The organism is Microbacterium sp. A94, from assembly GCF_051842855.1.
In the GTDB taxonomy this organism is placed as follows: domain Bacteria; phylum Actinomycetota; class Actinomycetes; order Actinomycetales; family Microbacteriaceae; genus Microbacterium.
The window spans coordinates 275,593-290,042 of the sequence record NZ_JBPXMU010000005.1; the positions used below are offsets into that span (position 1 = coordinate 275,593).

At 62.3% G+C, this 14,450-nt stretch carries 15 protein-coding genes and 1 tRNA gene; 5 read left to right on the forward strand and 11 right to left on the reverse strand.

The window, feature by feature from the left end; genetic code table 11:
• Both ACSU1L_RS14230 and ACSU1L_RS14235 read right to left on the reverse strand, forming a co-directional pair.
• Positions 1–1,437 carry a sensor histidine kinase gene (locus tag ACSU1L_RS14230; RefSeq protein WP_439256224.1) on the reverse strand — a complete coding sequence of 479 codons (1,437 nt, stop codon included), beginning with the start codon at positions 1,435–1,437 and terminating at the stop codon, positions 1–3.
• A 127-nt stretch (positions 1,438–1,564) separates the two neighbouring features.
• Positions 1,565–2,293 carry an alpha/beta fold hydrolase gene (locus ACSU1L_RS14235; RefSeq protein WP_439256225.1) on the reverse strand — a complete coding sequence of 243 codons (729 nt, stop codon included), beginning with the start codon at positions 2,291–2,293 and terminating at the stop codon, positions 1,565–1,567.
• A gap of 73 nt (positions 2,294–2,366) precedes the next feature.
• On the opposite strand from ACSU1L_RS14235, the gene ACSU1L_RS14240 reads away from it, so the two are divergent.
• On the forward strand, positions 2,367–3,056 hold the full coding sequence (locus ACSU1L_RS14240) for a helix-turn-helix transcriptional regulator (RefSeq protein WP_439256226.1): 690 nt from the start codon (positions 2,367–2,369) through the stop codon (positions 3,054–3,056).
• A 58-nt stretch (positions 3,057–3,114) separates the two neighbouring features.
• On the opposite strand, the gene ACSU1L_RS14245 is transcribed toward ACSU1L_RS14240, so the two are convergent.
• Positions 3,115–3,456 carry a DUF5713 family protein gene (locus tag ACSU1L_RS14245; protein WP_438255675.1) on the reverse strand — a complete coding sequence of 114 codons (342 nt, stop codon included), beginning with the start codon at positions 3,454–3,456 and terminating at the stop codon, positions 3,115–3,117.
• Between the two features lie 305 nt (positions 3,457–3,761).
• Here ACSU1L_RS14245 and ACSU1L_RS14250 point away from each other — a divergent pair, with 305 nt between their 5' ends.
• Together ACSU1L_RS14250 and ACSU1L_RS14255 are read left to right on the forward strand one after the other, a co-directional pair.
• Positions 3,762–5,129, forward strand: coding sequence for a hemolysin family protein (locus tag ACSU1L_RS14250; protein WP_439256227.1), 1,368 nt, complete (start codon positions 3,762–3,764; stop codon positions 5,127–5,129).
• The gene (locus ACSU1L_RS14255) at positions 5,122–6,165 is read left to right on the forward strand and encodes a hemolysin family protein (RefSeq protein WP_439256228.1); all 1,044 of its coding nucleotides are present in this window, start codon (positions 5,122–5,124) and stop codon (positions 6,163–6,165) included. Before ACSU1L_RS14250 ends, ACSU1L_RS14255 begins: the two co-directional genes overlap by 8 nt.
• A gap of 276 nt (positions 6,166–6,441) precedes the next feature.
• Here the strand turns inward: ACSU1L_RS14255 and ACSU1L_RS14260 are convergent, their stop codons facing one another.
• Positions 6,442–8,538 (reverse strand): HelD family protein, encoded by a 2,097-nt coding sequence (locus tag ACSU1L_RS14260; RefSeq protein ID WP_439256229.1) that lies wholly within the window; start codon positions 8,536–8,538, stop codon positions 6,442–6,444.
• Between the two features lie 169 nt (positions 8,539–8,707).
• Between ACSU1L_RS14260 and ACSU1L_RS14265 the strand changes: the two genes are divergently transcribed.
• Positions 8,708–9,055: a winged helix-turn-helix transcriptional regulator gene (locus ACSU1L_RS14265; protein ID WP_439256230.1), complete on the forward strand. Its 348-nt coding sequence runs from the start codon at positions 8,708–8,710 to the stop codon at positions 9,053–9,055.
• A 233-nt stretch (positions 9,056–9,288) separates the two neighbouring features.
• On the opposite strand, the gene ACSU1L_RS14270 is transcribed toward ACSU1L_RS14265, so the two are convergent.
• Positions 9,289–10,173, reverse strand: a complete 885-nt coding sequence (locus tag ACSU1L_RS14270) for an aminoglycoside phosphotransferase family protein (protein WP_439256231.1) — start codon at positions 10,171–10,173, stop codon at positions 9,289–9,291.
• A gap of 170 nt (positions 10,174–10,343) precedes the next feature.
• Here ACSU1L_RS14270 and ACSU1L_RS14275 point away from each other — a divergent pair, with 170 nt between their 5' ends.
• Positions 10,344–10,895 (forward strand): GNAT family N-acetyltransferase, encoded by a 552-nt coding sequence (locus ACSU1L_RS14275; RefSeq protein WP_439256232.1) that lies wholly within the window; start codon positions 10,344–10,346, stop codon positions 10,893–10,895.
• Positions 10,896–11,483: 588 nt separating this feature from the next.
• Here ACSU1L_RS14275 and ACSU1L_RS14280 read toward each other — a convergent pair.
• From ACSU1L_RS14280 to ACSU1L_RS14305, 6 genes are all read right to left on the reverse strand, one after another.
• Positions 11,484–12,467 carry a PASTA domain-containing protein gene (locus tag ACSU1L_RS14280; protein WP_439256233.1) on the reverse strand — a complete coding sequence of 328 codons (984 nt, stop codon included), beginning with the start codon at positions 12,465–12,467 and terminating at the stop codon, positions 11,484–11,486.
• A 235-nt stretch (positions 12,468–12,702) separates the two neighbouring features.
• On the reverse strand, positions 12,703–12,870 hold the full coding sequence (locus ACSU1L_RS14285) for a hypothetical protein (RefSeq protein WP_439256234.1): 168 nt from the start codon (positions 12,868–12,870) through the stop codon (positions 12,703–12,705).
• Positions 12,863–13,114 carry a hypothetical protein gene (locus ACSU1L_RS14290; RefSeq protein WP_439256235.1) on the reverse strand — a complete coding sequence of 84 codons (252 nt, stop codon included), beginning with the start codon at positions 13,112–13,114 and terminating at the stop codon, positions 12,863–12,865. Before ACSU1L_RS14290 ends, ACSU1L_RS14285 begins: the two co-directional genes overlap by 8 nt.
• Complete coding sequence (locus tag ACSU1L_RS14295) at positions 13,111–13,284, reverse strand: hypothetical protein (protein WP_439256236.1); 174 nt, start codon at positions 13,282–13,284, stop codon at positions 13,111–13,113. The genes ACSU1L_RS14290 and ACSU1L_RS14295 overlap by 4 nt, the downstream gene beginning before the upstream one ends.
• Positions 13,285–13,828: 544 nt before the next feature.
• Positions 13,829–13,900 (reverse strand) — tRNA-Asn (locus tag ACSU1L_RS14300).
• A 223-nt stretch (positions 13,901–14,123) separates the two neighbouring features.
• Positions 14,124–14,450 (reverse strand): hypothetical protein (locus ACSU1L_RS14305; protein ID WP_439256237.1); only part of this gene is annotated, 327 nt, incomplete at its 5' end.

Genomic DNA, 14,450 nt, shown 5'->3' on the forward strand with positions numbered 1-14,450 from the left:
TCAAGATACCGTGCCCTCTGTCGCCTGATACGGGATGCTGGCCGAAATGACTGTCGGACCGCCTGCCGGACTCGTGAGGTGGAGGCTGCCGCGGAGTCCGTGGATTCTTTCGCTGAGACCGGCGAGCCCGTGCCCAACTGCAGCGTTCGCTCCTCCGACGCCATCATCGGAGACGACGATCGACAGCAGGTTTCCCGCGCCGGCAATCGCCCTGGTCGAGTCGATTGTGAGCTCCACCCGCGACGCAGATGCGTGTTTCGTCACGTTCGTGAGGAGTTCTGCCACCACGAAGTATGCGCTGCGCTCGACCTCGGGCGGGAGCGTCTGACCGATGAGTGTCACCGTTGTGGTGACGGGAACTGTGCTTCGTCCGGCAAGCGAATCGATTGCAGCGGCAAGACCGCGGTCTTGCAGGATCGGTGGCGCGAATCCGCGAGACAGCTCGCGGAGCTCTTCGAGGGTGTCGCGCGACTGCTGCATGGCGCCATCGAGGAGCGCGCGGGCGGCACCCGGATCGCTCTCAAATTTGCGTCCTGCGCTAGCCAGATCGAACTGCAGCCGCACGAGCCGCTGCTGAGGTCCGTCGTGGATGTCGCGCTCAAGGCGGCGCAGCGAGTGGTCCTCGGCGGCGACCGCCGCACCACGCGACGCGCCGAGGTCGGCGACCTCTCGCTCGAGCGCCTCTGAACGGAATGCGCCGAGAACACCTACTGCGAGTCCATGGTGCAGCAGGATGAGCCCCCGGGCCACCCATGGCAGCGTCACAAGGAAGACGACGCCGGCCACCGCGTACATCACGCTCTCACCATTGAAACGCCCGAGGTAGCTGTCTGCTATCTGGAAACCAGGGAAGAAGAACCGGAGTGCGACGTCGTGCAACCAGACGTCTTGCTCGCTCTGCGGAAGGAATCGACCCCAGAACCAGTAGCTGACGCCACCGAGACCGACTGCCACCCACACGAGGCTGACGGCCCAGGTGAATACCCCCAGGATGAACCCGAGCAGCACCGTGTGCAGCAGATAGAGCCAATAGTGAGCGTTGCTGAATAGGTCTTTGAACCAGCCGACGAGTCCCGGACGATGCACGACCGGCGTCCAACCAGGCCGGGCGATGGCCGGAAGTCCGGCCCAACTCAGTCGGGTGAGTTCTAAGGTGCCGAAGGCGCGGGCGACGAACAAGGCGGCAGCGAGGATGAAGAGGCCGATCCAGATAATCAGCGTCCCGAGACCGGCAGCGAAGAGCACCCACCCGATTGAGAAACCCACCGTCACGATGGGGAGCGTAAGTAACAGGAAGCCCAGCTCACGCGGAAGGGACCGCCACAGCTTGCCATAGCCGGGGCCGCGCCTCGGGCGTTCGATGGGCGGCGAAGAAGTCACGTCTCCCAGCGTGCCAGAATCGTCACCAGGTTGCGTGCTGAGCAAGAGATTGGTCATAGATCCACCCTCGCTTCACCTGCTTCGAACAACCAGCAGGCCAGCATCCGATTCTCCACGGGGGTTATCCCCCGTGGGCGCTGCCGCTCATCGGGCAGCACCCACGGGATCACCCACGGGATCACCGTCAGCGGTCTGCTGCGCGGGCGATGGTGAGGGCGAGGTCTGCGGGCCGGCTCCACATCGGCCAGTGCCCGGTCGGGAGATCGACGATTTCGAGATCGCTGAGCATGGCAGTTTCCGCCATCATCGGGTGCCCTTCACGAGCCATCTGCATCAGCGCTTCGGACGGGAAGGAACAGGCGATGATCGTCGACGGCACATTTCGTCGAGCGTCGTTCTCGAGATGAACCGCTGCACGCACGACGGTTGCGGGCTGCGGAACCGCACGCTGACGAAACCGGTCGAGGTCGTCCTCGCTGAGCCCATCGAGACTGGCGGCCAGCTCCGCGAACGGGGGAAGCGCCACCTCGTGCTGGTCAAGCGGAACCGACGCATCGTTGGCAGAGCCGTCGGCTGACGGTCCACTGTCGACGTAGACGATTCGAGCGACCGCGGTGGGATTCTGATCCAAGAGAACGGATGCGGGAGCTCCAGCACCGCTGTGAACGACGAGGACGACCTCCGAGCCTCCACCACCAGCAGTGCTCACCGCCGCGCGTAAGTGGTCGACCTGGTCGGCAAGACTCCTTGATACCCGATCAGAGTCGTCAGGGTCGAGGCCTGGCAGAGTCACGGCGATGACGCGGTGGCCACGGTCGCGTAAGTCATCCGCGACGGCATCCCAGGCCCACCCGCCCAACCAATAGCCGGGGACGAGAACGAATGATTTCTTGTTGGTCGTGAGCGTTTCCATGTCTTCATGCTCTCCCGGACACAAGACAATGGGATGTCACTATTCCGGTCACTATTTCTGAGATAGTGGCAGGGTGAACCGAACCGAGCGCTTGCATTCGCTGACCGAGTCGTTACGTCGAGCTGGCACTCGTGGCCGCACTGCGCAACAGCTCGCAGACGAATTTGAGGTCACCGTCCGCACGATCAAGCGTGATCTCGCTGCCCTTGGGGCAGGCGGCCTGCCTGTCTGGGGACGAACCGGTCCCGGTGGCGGCTACGGCCTGACGGAGATGTCCTCGCTACCGCCGGTGAATCTCACGGCTGCGCAGGCGCTAGCCCTTACCGCTGCGGTGTCGGCGACCGCTCAGGCGCCATTCTCTGGTTCGGCGCGCGCCGCGATTCGTAAGGTGTTGGACGTGTTGGATCCCGCGGCCCGCCGTCGAGCCACTGAACTGTCCAGCCGGGTGTGGGTCGATGTCGCACCGGCCGCTCCGCGGCGAGTGATGTCGGCGCTCGAGCAGGCCACGGTCGACCAAGTCACCGTGAATATCGTCTACATCGATGCGAAGGGCCAGCACACCCGACGCGAGGTGGAGCCGATGATCTTCGCCCTCACCGGTGGACGGTGGCTGCTTATTGGGTGGTGCAGATTGCGAGATGACGTCCGTTGGTTCGACTTGACCAGGATCCAGAGCGCAACGACCACCCGCCATCCGTGCACCGGCCACTCGATCGACGAGATCGGCACCCCTCCCGAGCTCGCGCGCCCGGTTGGTGTCTGACCGACATCGAGATGCGAGGGTCAGGCAAAGAAGCTGAACGTCAATGTGGCGAGACTCGTCACCAGGTGCGCGGAGCGATCAGCTTCTCGAAGTCGGCAGACGTGAACCCGTAGACGTCGGCGATCTGGGCGATGTCGGATCCGATCGTGTCGCGTGCGGCCGTGTCGAGTTCACTGCCCTGTTCTGCAAATTCCGCAGCCAGCGCGTTGAATTCTTCAGTCGTCGCGTGCGTGATGACGTAAAGCGCGTCGAGATCAGCAGGATGCTCCTTCTCGATCGTTTCGCACAACTGAACCAAGATCAGCTTGCCCTTTTCCACGAGCGGCTGCGGATAGTGCGCATCGTCCGTCATCTCGGCGAGGAAGTCGTATCCAGAGAGAGCCTTGTTGGTGATTCGCATGTGATTTCCAATCGCGAAGGGGTAATGCCCCACCCTCAGCGAGGAGAAGCTGGGCCAGCGTTGCGTTGCAATCATCTCACCGCACTGCGCCGCGGCATCAACGGGCCGCGGTAGAGACGACTCCAGCACGCGGTGGCACGGGGAGCCGGGTGAGAATCTGCCAACAATCGACGACAGCGCTTGTTGGCGAATTCAAATTTTCGACGTCTAAAATTTTGCCTTATGGAAGACCCCCCTAGTCATAGTCCCAAGCCTCTTGATGTTCCGGCCGCGTACGCGTCCGCCACAGTCGAGAGGCGCCACGCATGAACGAATGGGTGATGCTCGGCATCGGCCTCGTTCTGACAGTCGGAACCGGGTTGTTCGTCGCGAGCGAGTTCGCACTCGTCAACCTTGACCGAAACGATTTGGAAAACCGGCAAAGCCGCGGAGAGAAACGACTCGGGCCCACCATCAAGGCCCTGAGAATCACATCGACACACCTCTCCAGCGCACAGCTCGGAATCACGCTCACCACGCTGCTCACGGGATACACGTTCGAACCGGCGGTGAGCTCGCTCCTTTCGGGGCCTCTGACCTCGGCGGGCCTCGCCCCGGGACTGGTACCGGTTGTCGGCACGATCGTCGGGGTCGTGCTCGCCACGCTGTTCTCGATGATCATCGGCGAGCTTGTGCCGAAGAACTTCGCGCTCGCGCTACCGCGTGCCACGGCGAAGGTCGTCATCCCGTTCCAGGCGGCGTTCACGATGGTCTTCAAGCCCTTGATTCTGATGCTGAACAACACCGCGAACGCCATCATCCGGGCCATGGGCATCGAGCCCAAGGAGGAGCTCTCCGGCGCGCGCAGCGCTGACGAGCTTTCGTATCTGATCCGACACTCCGCGCTCTCCGGCCTGCTCGAAGCGGACGACGCGGTGTTGTTGCGCAGGACTCTCCGGTTTGCTGAGCACGACGCCTCGGACGTCATGACTCCCCGCGTGCGCATGGCGAGTATCGGCATAGACGACACCGCTGCGGCGATTGTCGCGCTCTCGCTTGCGACTGGGTTCTCGCGGTTCCCGGTCATCGATGGGACGCCCGACAGTGTCACCGGTTTTGTGCACGCCAAGCAGGCGTTCGCGGTTCCGATCCCGGAGCAGGCATCCGTCACTGCTCGAGCTCTGCAGACCGAAGCCCTCCGGGTGCCGGAGTCGATGGGTGCGTCCGCGTTGTTGGCGCTCCTGCGCGCCGAGCGGCACCAGGTTGCTGTCGTCGTGGATGAGCATGGCGGCACCGCCGGTGTCGTGACGCTCGAAGACCTTGTGGAAGAGATCGTGGGTGAACTCGAGGACGAGCATGACCGGCACCGTACCGGATTCACTCGACGCGGCCGCTCGGTCACCTTCGATGCCTCCTGGCGGCCGGACGAGCTCCTCGATCGCCTGTCGATCGAGGTGCCGGAACACGGCGACTACGACACGATCGGCGGTTTCATCACCGACACCCTCGAACGACTACCGGAGCTCGGCGACGAGATCGTGATCGCGACGGGGACTCTTCGTGTCGAGCACATCGACGGTACGCGCATCTTGCGTGTGCGGTATCTCCCGAATGACCCCGACACGGATGCGAGCACGATGAGCCGTCACGACCGAACAGTCGATCAGCTAAAGGAGGGGATGACTCGTGAGTGAGTACCTGCCCGGAATCCTGTGGCTGTTCGTTCTCCTGATCGGCAACGCGTTCTTCGTCGGCGCTGAGTTCGCGGTGATCTCGGCAAAGCGCTCGCAAATCGAGCCCCTCGCAGAGCGCGGCAGCAGGGCTGCGAAGACCACGCTGTGGGCGATGGAGCACGCGACGCTCATGCTGGCGACCAGCCAGCTGGGCATCACCGTGTGCTCGCTGCTCATCCTGAACGTGTCGGAGCCCGCGATTCACCACCTGCTGGAGATCCCGCTCGGGCTGACACCACTGACCCCAGAGGCGATCAGCGTGATCGCATTCGTGGTGGCGCTGGTCCTGGTGACGTTCTTGCACGTCGTGTTCGGCGAGATGATCCCGAAGAACCTCGCGTTCTCGGTCCCGGATCGCGCTTCGCTGCTGCTCGCACCACCCCTTGTCGTGGTCTCGAAGATCTTCAACCGGGTGATCTGGAGCCTCAACGGCATCGCGAACGGCATCCTCCGGCTCTTCAAAGTCGAGCCGAAGAACGAAGCGACGAGCACCTACACGCTCGATGAGGTGGCGGGCATCGTCGAGCAGTCGACCCGTGAGGGAACGCTAAGTGACGCATCAGGCACTCTTGCCGGGGCATTCGAGTTCACGGAGAAGCGCGTCTTCGACGTGGACGTGCCGCTCGAGGACATGGTGCTACTACCGGTGAACGCTCGACCGATTGATGTGCAGGAGGCCGTAATCAAGCATGGCTTCTCGCGCTACGTCATCTCCGACGAGTCGGGTGACCCTTCAAGCTACATCCATATGAAGGACGTCATGGATCTCATGAGTCCGGAATTGTTCACCGCCCCGATTCCGGAGAAGCGGCTTCGACGCCTCATCTCGGTGTCGAGGGATGCGGAGCTCGAAGACGCCATGGCTGTCTTGCGGCGCCGAGGAGCACACGTCGCCAAGACACTCGACGCGGAAGGTCAGGTCACGGGTCTGCTCTTCCTGGAAGACGTGCTCGAAGTGCTCGTCGGTGAAGTAAACGCGGCCGCAGGAGCCGAGTGATCTGACAGAGCATCGTCGAGCCAGATTTGAAGGTCCCCACCAGCACGGTGGGGACCTTCACTCGTCCATACGCTCGGGAGGCCGTCGTCGGATAGCTGCCGTGGAGTAGCCATCGCGTCTGACGATGGAAGAGGACCGTTCGGCGGATTGGGCTCCGACAGGGAGGTTTGGGCAGCCGCTTAACCGGGTTGCCGAACGTGTTTTGAACCGAGATCGTCAACCTGCCGATAGGAATACGAGACAGGCCTCCTCATGGCTATGGCGGGAGCGCGATTCTTAGCGGACCTTGATCTGGCCAAGTTCCTGGGTTGCACGGGTGAGTGCCACATAGAGGCGGTTCCAGCCGCGTGGTTCTGCGGCGATGCCGTCGGGATCGATGACGAGGGTGGCGTCCCATTCCAGACCTTTGGATTGGGTGGCAGTGATGACCGGGATTCCTGGCAGCGCGGCTTGCAGCTCAAGTACTCTCGGGGCAGCAGCAATGACACCGACCGTGCCGCCTGCCCAGCGGTCAGTGAGTTCTTCGTAGGTTTGGGTGATCTCGGCGACCAGTTCAGACTCGGCGACGTCTCGTGCCCAGGGGTCGACACCGGAGAAGCGCACAGCGTTTGGTGGCTCATTGACGCTGCCGGCCTTTTTGAGGATGGGGCCGGTGAGCGCCATGACTTCGGCTGGCGTCCGGTAGCCGATGGTGAGTTTCGCTTGGGTCCAGCGTTCGCCAAAGACGGCGGTGACCGCTTGCGCCCATGTTGTGTGCTCGTGGGGCGTTTCGGCCTGGTCGATGTCACCCACCGCGGTGATGGAAAGCTGTGGGGTTCGCCGGGCAACCATGTGCCATTGCATCTCGGACAGTTCTTGCGCTTCATCGACGATGACATGTCCGTAGATCCAGTCGCGGCGCGCTGCGGCCCGTTCTGAAAGGAACGTGTCAGACGTCGGGTGAACGACGGTGTCGCCGATGAGGTGTGACACGGCATCGAGGAGCGGAATGTCGCCCGTTGCCCAGCCAATCTTCGTGGCGACGACGGCCTGTCGTTCGTCATTGCTCAGCTCGGGGACGAACTGTTGGAGCAGCTCTTCATCGCTCAGCAGCCGGCGGAGTTCTGTCGCCGGATCCAGCGTCGGCCAAATATTAGCGAGGGTGCTGGCCACACGGGCGTTCATTGCGATGTCGTCGCGAAGCTTGTCGAGTTCCTGCTCGGTGAGTACGCCGTCGACCTCGCTGCCCTCGTTGTCGCGATCCACTTCTTGGAAGGCGACTTTGGCGTGCACGACGTCCTCGAGGCCTTCGTCGATCCTCGCGAAGACGTCCTCGAAGCGTTCAGCGATTGCGTGCGCGAGCTGGTCGTGCATCTGCTCGAAGAACCACCGTTGAGCGGCGTGGTAGCTGCGCCCGGACGTCGCGGTTTTGATGAGGCGGTCCACCAGGTCCGCGGGGATTTCATACTGCTCGCCTTCCCAAACCAGCGCGACCGGTGTCCCCTCGGGTGTGCGCGCGGCAACGTACTGCTCAAGCGCTCGTTGCCAGAGTGCGCGTCCCTTGATGCCCTCGACGGTGCGCGACTCTTCTGCGGTGACGGTGACACCGGGGATGAGCGTGTCGGGCGTCGCGGCGACGATCGCAGTCTCGCCAAGAGCAGGGAGCACCTGGGCGATGTAGTCCAGGAATCGTCGTGACGGTCCGAGCGTCAGCACGCCGCGTGCGGCGAGTTGCGGGCTTGCGAACAGCAGATACGCGGCCCGATGGAGCGCGACAACCGTCTTGCCCGTGCCGGGGCCGCCCTGCACCACCAGGGGCCCTCGGACCCCTGCGCGCACGATTTCGTCCTGCTCGCGTTGGAGTGTGGCTGCGGCACTGGTCATCTGTCCCGTTCGTCGTTCTGACAGGGCACTAAACAACGCACCCTCGCCGACCAGCTCGCTGGTGCTCTCACCGTCAAGGGGTTCGTCGTCCACCCCTGCGACGGTGGTGCCTTCAATGCGGATGTGTCGGCGATGTGCCTGCCCGAGGGACTCGAGGGGCGTTGCCATGTAAAAGGGCCTTGCGGCAGGTGCGCGCCAGTCAATGACCATCGGATCAGCGTCGTCTGCCGCTGCGGAGACTCCAACGCGACCGATGCGTAGGGTGCTGCCATCAAGGGCGTCAAGACGACCGAAGATCAGACCGTTCTCGGCGTGCGTGAGCTCAGCGCGTTGCCGAATCATTCCCTGCCGGCGGGCGTGGCCGACTGCGTCATGCACGGAGGTGGACAGCTCGGTGTTCAAGAAGTGAAGTATCTCTGCTCGGCGCGCGAGGGTAGCGTCAAGGTAGTCCTGCTCTTCGGTGATCGCAGCTTCGCGTGTGTCCAGGGGCGAGGCAGTCTCGTTCAACACCGGTTCTCCTTCAGATGTATCTGTCCGTGTGCCCCCGCGATGCAGTGAAAAACAAGGCAGAGTTCGGGACCGCCAATCGGGCAAGATCACTAGTAAACCAGAGCACTTGCGAAAACCAAGTACTCGTTTTTCAATAGCAGGTCATGTCAAATTTGGATACGATCAAGGCATGGCAATCCGATCGCGCCTCGTGAGCACTGAGCGTGACGCCGGATTGCAGACAGCCTTTGGCATTCTGGGCAAGAAGTGGAACGGTCGAATCCTTGCCGCCCTTCGCGAGGGTCCCATGAAGTTCACAGATTTGAGACGAGCGGTTGGAGCGATCACGGACTCGGTTCTTTCCGACCGGCTCGTCGACCTCGCTGAGGCCGGACTCGTCGAGCGAGCGGAAACGCGGACTCGCCCTGTCCACATCACCTACCGCCTCTCACAGCGAGGCGAGAATGTTCAACCCGTGTTGGACGACCTCGCGGTGTGGGCCGTAAGGAACCTCGAGGTCGAACTGCCGAGAAACTGAACCTACGGGTTTCGATGCGTCTCGCAACCTCCCCGTCTCGAACCCATGGGTTACGCGACAGGTGCCATCCCCACGCCGTTTGCGGAACAGACTGGTGCGTCTCCGCGAGATCAGCCGGAAACCCTTGCCGTTTGGTGGTTATGACGAACGGTTGCGGCAGGCATTCCGAGCCCTGGCTCTGGATCACGCCGAAAACGATCGTTAGCGGGAGGCATGGAAAAAGAGCGTCGTTCTTATCCCTTCGTCAGGTCGGCCACATCGCTCAGCACGGCATCCCGTGAGCGCCCGTATTTGGTAAGCACCTCTTCGGGGGAACTGATGAGGGCCTTCCACAGCGCCCACGCAGCTCCTCGTAACCATGCATCCTCCGGTAGCTCTAGCCGGTCGTGCAGTCGATCACGTTCGCGAGAACTGCAACTCAACCATGCGAAGGCCAGGTCGCAGGCGGGATCACCAACGCACGTCTGTCCGAAGTCGATAAGCGCCGCCAATTGGCCGCTGCTATCGAACAACATGTTGCCTGGCGCGACATCGCCATGGACCCACACCGGCGGCTCGGTCCACACTGTGGCCACGGCCGCATCCCAGAGTGCCCGACATCCCTCAGCGTGACGTCTGTCCAGGAGGGGGAGCCGGCTCTGTATCTCCTCGCCAACCGCGCTGATGTGACAGCCGCGGTAAGCAGATGCGCTTCCCGCCCATGGGCCGCCGACCGTGTCGCAAGCCTGCAATTCCCTCAGGGCGTCGCCCAAGCTACTGATGGCGCTCTCTCGCTCGCGCGTTTCAACCGCGGTTAAAGTGTGCCCCTCAATCCACTCGCGAACGGACCAGGGTCGGTTGAATGCCTCCGAGGGGGCCCCGGTCGCTACTACGCGGGGGATCGCGACGCGAAAGCTGGAACCGAGGATCGCGAGGGTTTGCTCCTCCCGGACTAGGCCGGCGACGTAGCCGTCCGCGCTCGGGAGGCGGACAGTCATTCGGTCACCAAGCCGGAAGGTGCGGTTGTCCCACCCCTGAACTTCCACCGGGCGGATCGGCAGCTCCGACCACTGAGGGAACTGCTCCGACACAAGGGAGCGAACCAACGAAGAAGTGATCTCTTCGGAAGCGGCAGCCATCGCGCCAGCTTAGTTGACGACCTGTGAGCACTCGGAGATTCGCGCAAACGCCCGAAACCGATCGTTTTCGATCGGACGAAGAATCCATGCGTCACCGAAAACGATCGTTTGTGGCAGATGTCTGCTGTGCAGTCTCTCCTGCTGTGCACACTCACATGTCACCATGAGGGATGACTTCCAACCCTCTGTCCCTGCCGACGCTCACCGGCGAGAAGGTCATACTTCGGGCATGGCACCGCTCGGACGCTGCGATCGTCGTGGATGCCTCTCAGGACCCCCTGATTCCTCAAATGACCAGCGTGCCGACGGCCTCGGATGAGGCGGAAGCGTTGGCCTTCATCGAGCGGCAACATGAACGCCTGCGAGACGGAGCCGGCTACGCGTTCGCGATCGCCGATCACGACGACAACGCGATCGGGCACATCGGGCTCTTCCTCATCCCGGGCGGATCCGGCCGAGCCAGCGTCGGCTATTGGATCGCCAGTTCGCGTCGACGCCAGGGATTCGCGAAGGACGCCTTGACCACCCTGACTTCATGGGCGGTCACGCTCGAGGAACTCGATCGCGTCGAGCTGTACGTGGAGCCTTGGAACGAAGGCTCCTGGCGGGTAGCCGAACAGGCGGGCTACGAGCGAGAGGGCCTGCTCCGGAACTGGAAACGGGTGGGTGGCCAACCGCGCGATATGTACATGTACTCGCAGGTGACGCGTTCAGCGACCTAAAGAACGGTCGCGATCGCCTTTGCCCATGGCTGAGGCCGACGTGGTGACACGTTTCGTGAGATTCGGCCAACTCCGTGAGACGCTCCGCCATTCTTTTGAGATTCCACCTCTCTCGTGAGATCGGACAAAGACGATGTCCGATCTCAGGAAAGTGGGCAGTCGATGAGACGAGACATCCCCGTAATGACGCGCGGCTGATGTTTCGACGAGAAGGCGATTTGTCTCACGAAACCTGTCGGGAGTTGCGTTTCAGCCTCGCTTCTCGACTTGCCTGCCAGAAACATCGGGCGGGCCGTTTCGCGGATTAGGTTCCGGCAGGGTGTTTGGGCGGCCACGTAACTGGCGTGCCGAACGTGCCTTGAACCGAGATCGACAACCTGCCGTAAAACGGGACTGCTCTACGCCACTGGGTATGCCCTGCCCCTGGTGCGTGGGAGCGGCCTGTCCAGTTGTGGACGGTGTGCTCGGAGCAGTACCGGGTGTGGGTGATGCGGTTGTCGCACCCTGGGGTGGGGCATTGGCGAGGGGCCCTGGGCGGGTTTTGGACACCCCCGGGGTTCGTGGTCTACCCCTGGGGGCAATCCGGGATCACTCCCAGTAGTTGACTACCTCGCCGGCGTCGGTGTACATGATCGAATCGAGAATGACGGGCGCGTCGCTCGTCCCGCCGACGTCGCCTTCAATCGTTCCGGAGTACTCCGTGCCGTAGGCGTTGGTGATGGTCGCGCCGATCTTGAACGTATATGTGCCGTCTTCGTTCGCTGTTGTGATGCGGTCTACGATCCAATGGACTGTGCCGCCGTAGACGAAGCGGTCTTCCCATGCGAGGGCGAGGTATTGCGCGGCTTCGATGTCACCGAGGGTGGTCGATGGTGCGACTGGCTCTGGCTCTGGCTCTGGCTCTGGCTTGCTTACCGTGAGGGTGACAACATCGCCTTCCGCGGCTTCGGCAGCAGCCACCGGTGACTGTGCGTCAACGTTCCAGTTCGATGGGTCCCATACGGACTCATCGCCGGCTTCGAACTCGACATCGAACCCAAGGTCTGTGAGCGCGCTCTTCGCCGTCTCCCCGTCCTGCCCAACTACATCGGGAATCGTGATCGTTTCGACGGTCTGTGTGAGGGCTGGCGCTATTTCTTCCGCGGGGGATGCTTCGTTGCGGCTCTCATTGATGGCGTTGACCGCGATGATGACGAAGAGGAATGCCGCGACGACGGCGACCCAGATCCACTTGTTCTTGAACCATGGTTGCTTCACCGCCACAGCGGCGGCGGCTGGGACTGGCACTGGCGCTGGCACTGGTTCCCCTGGAGCGTCCTTGACCGAGCGTGACTCCGCTATGGACGACGCTGCTGCGGTTGTTGCGGCGCGAGCTGCGGTCGCGGCGGCAGTAGCCATCCGGGTGGCTTTCGCTATGCGAGATTCTGCCGCAGCCGGGGTGACGGGTGCGGCCGGAACGGCAGGGGTGGCAGGCTGGTCGGCGAACTGCCCCCATTGGAAGCCATCCCACCACCGCTGGCGTCCGGAACCGTCGTCGTACCATCCTGCGGGGATCTGCGTCGGGTCGCTCATGGGATCATGATGGCAGAGCACTCAGCGTTTCTCATAGTTGAGGCATAGGTGCCACTCGGAGGTGGTTCTTGTTCCCCTGATCAGTCGTCTTCCCAACGATGTACGGGCCTCATGGCTCGCGGGCTGACTTGTCCTTTGTGTGCGGCCTTGGCTTCCTCGTGGCAGTCGAGTTCGCATTGCATCATCGCAGCGTAGGAGTCGACGTCGCGTCCGCAGAGCTCGCACCGGTAGGCGCTCATAGCTCGGCCAGGCGGTCGATGCGATCAGAGAGAGCGGCGAGGTTGTTCTCGATGCTGATGATATAGCTGATGAGTTCCGGCTTGGTCATGGCAACGAGCTCGCGGCGTCGTGCCAGGTCGGCGTTGACCTTGTGCCATTCGGTTACTTCACGAACGTCAGACATCTTCGTCTTCCTCGTCGTCGTCCCACATGACTCGTTCGCTGGCGTATCGGAACAGCCCGGTCATGACGTGTACAGGCTGGTTGTCGTTGCCTTCGAGGAGGTATCGGGTTGTGCCGGTGCCGATGTTCTCCATGCTGGTTGTTGCGGCGATGAGTGCCCAGTCGGTGACGATACTGCCTTCGCCGGTTTCGGCTACGTGCGCGGCGATTGCGGCATCGAGTGCTACTTTCGTCTGGTCGCTCACGGCACCTCCCGTAGTTCGCGTCCGTCGAGTGAGTGGTGGACGGCTATCCAGCCCATGGAGCCGTCTTCGCGTTTCACGGCCCGTTGGTCGGGGATGCACACGCAGTCGTCGGTTTCGATGTCGTGTTCTGTGAGGTCGCGCACTGGGAAGACGTGCCAGGTGTCACTCACTGTCAGCCACTCCCCCGAACGCAGGAAAGCCCCCGCGTGTGGCGAGGGCTGATGGGTTTCAGATTGTGGCGTTGCCTGTGGGTGCGATGCCGATAGACTTTCGGCGCATCTTCTCTCCCAATTGGCAGTGAGCCAACAAAACGACGCTAGGCGTCTTTGATCCGCCTCACAGCCACCACGAGAGGAGGTGATGAAATGACCAATCGTAAAACCGGTTTGAGTACGCGAAAGTGGACCCGAATACGAAAAACCCTGCGAGGGATGCGCCGCGTAGTTATAGCTACAGCGGCCCTCGTCAGGGCTTTCGAGTTCATTGCTCAGTTCCTCTGGAGTTGAGATAGCAAGCTCAGAGGCGTCCAGGTTCGCACCCTGGGCGTCTCCCTCGTTGAGGAACCATTCATTCTACGCCCGATCGGTGCATGCGGCAAGGCGTGGGTTTCAGATTGAAGTCTGGTCATGGGTTCGCGGTGGGAAGTCGCCTGACGCCCAGTCCCAATGCTGCGCCACAGCCTGCCGCTACGACAGAACCTCACCCATGCCATAGCTCCGGGGGCAGGATTCGAACCTGCGGCCAATCGGGCAACAACCGATTGCTCTGCCGCTGAGCTACCCCGGAATGTGACGACCGAGGCGATGCCTGCTCCGTCGTGTTCAGTTATGCCCTTTCGGGCTGTCGCCGCTTGCCTGGCGGCTTCCTCAACCAGCTCAGCCGAGATTGGGGGTCGATCGGCACGCCGGGAGGTTTCTCATGCCCGGTGGGCACAAAAAAGCCCCGACTGAGCGGGGCAGAGTGTGGAACAGTTCCACTAAACACCACAATATCAGTGATGGCGGAAGTGTCAGCGACGTGTCCAGCGTGTCTGGTTCTCGCATGCCGGGTGTATGTCTCCCCATCTGACGGCGAGGGCTCGTGCCCCTGTGTCGTTCTGGATCGGGTACGGGAACGTGGCGATGTTGTCCTTGGCGATCCAATCGCGGATAGTTCGAGCTGACACGTTGAACAGCTCGGGCAGGTCACTGACTTTCACGGCTGCGTCTTGCAGCTTGTCGACGGCGCTCGAACTTTGAACGTTTTCGGCGTTCGAAAAGTGAACGGTTTTGGGCAGTCTAGTCAGGGTTTTCGTTGGTCGTGGTTCTGATGCTGGGGAGGCTGTCGATGCCTCGTC

Excerpts from the sequence above, each read along its gene's own strand:
- ACSU1L_RS14230 (WP_439256224.1), bottom strand. The coding sequence starts at position 1,437 with ATGACCAATCTCTTGCTCAGCACGCAACCTGGTGACGATTCTGGCACG.
- ACSU1L_RS14235 (WP_439256225.1), bottom strand. The coding sequence starts at position 2,293 with ATGGAAACGCTCACGACCAACAAGAAATCATTCGTTCTCGTCCCCGGC.
- ACSU1L_RS14245 (WP_438255675.1), bottom strand. The coding sequence starts at position 3,456 with ATGCGAATCACCAACAAGGCTCTCTCTGGATACGACTTCCTCGCCGAG.
- ACSU1L_RS14250 (WP_439256227.1), top strand. The coding sequence starts at position 3,762 with ATGAACGAATGGGTGATGCTCGGCATCGGCCTCGTTCTGACAGTCGGA.
- ACSU1L_RS14265 (WP_439256230.1), top strand. The coding sequence starts at position 8,708 with ATGGCAATCCGATCGCGCCTCGTGAGCACTGAGCGTGACGCCGGATTG.
- ACSU1L_RS14270 (WP_439256231.1), bottom strand. The coding sequence starts at position 10,173 with ATGGCTGCCGCTTCCGAAGAGATCACTTCTTCGTTGGTTCGCTCCCTT.
- ACSU1L_RS14275 (WP_439256232.1), top strand. The coding sequence starts at position 10,344 with ATGACTTCCAACCCTCTGTCCCTGCCGACGCTCACCGGCGAGAAGGTC.
- ACSU1L_RS14280 (WP_439256233.1), bottom strand. The coding sequence starts at position 12,467 with ATGAGCGACCCGACGCAGATCCCCGCAGGATGGTACGACGACGGTTCC.
- ACSU1L_RS14285 (WP_439256234.1), bottom strand. The coding sequence starts at position 12,870 with ATGTCTGACGTTCGTGAAGTAACCGAATGGCACAAGGTCAACGCCGAC.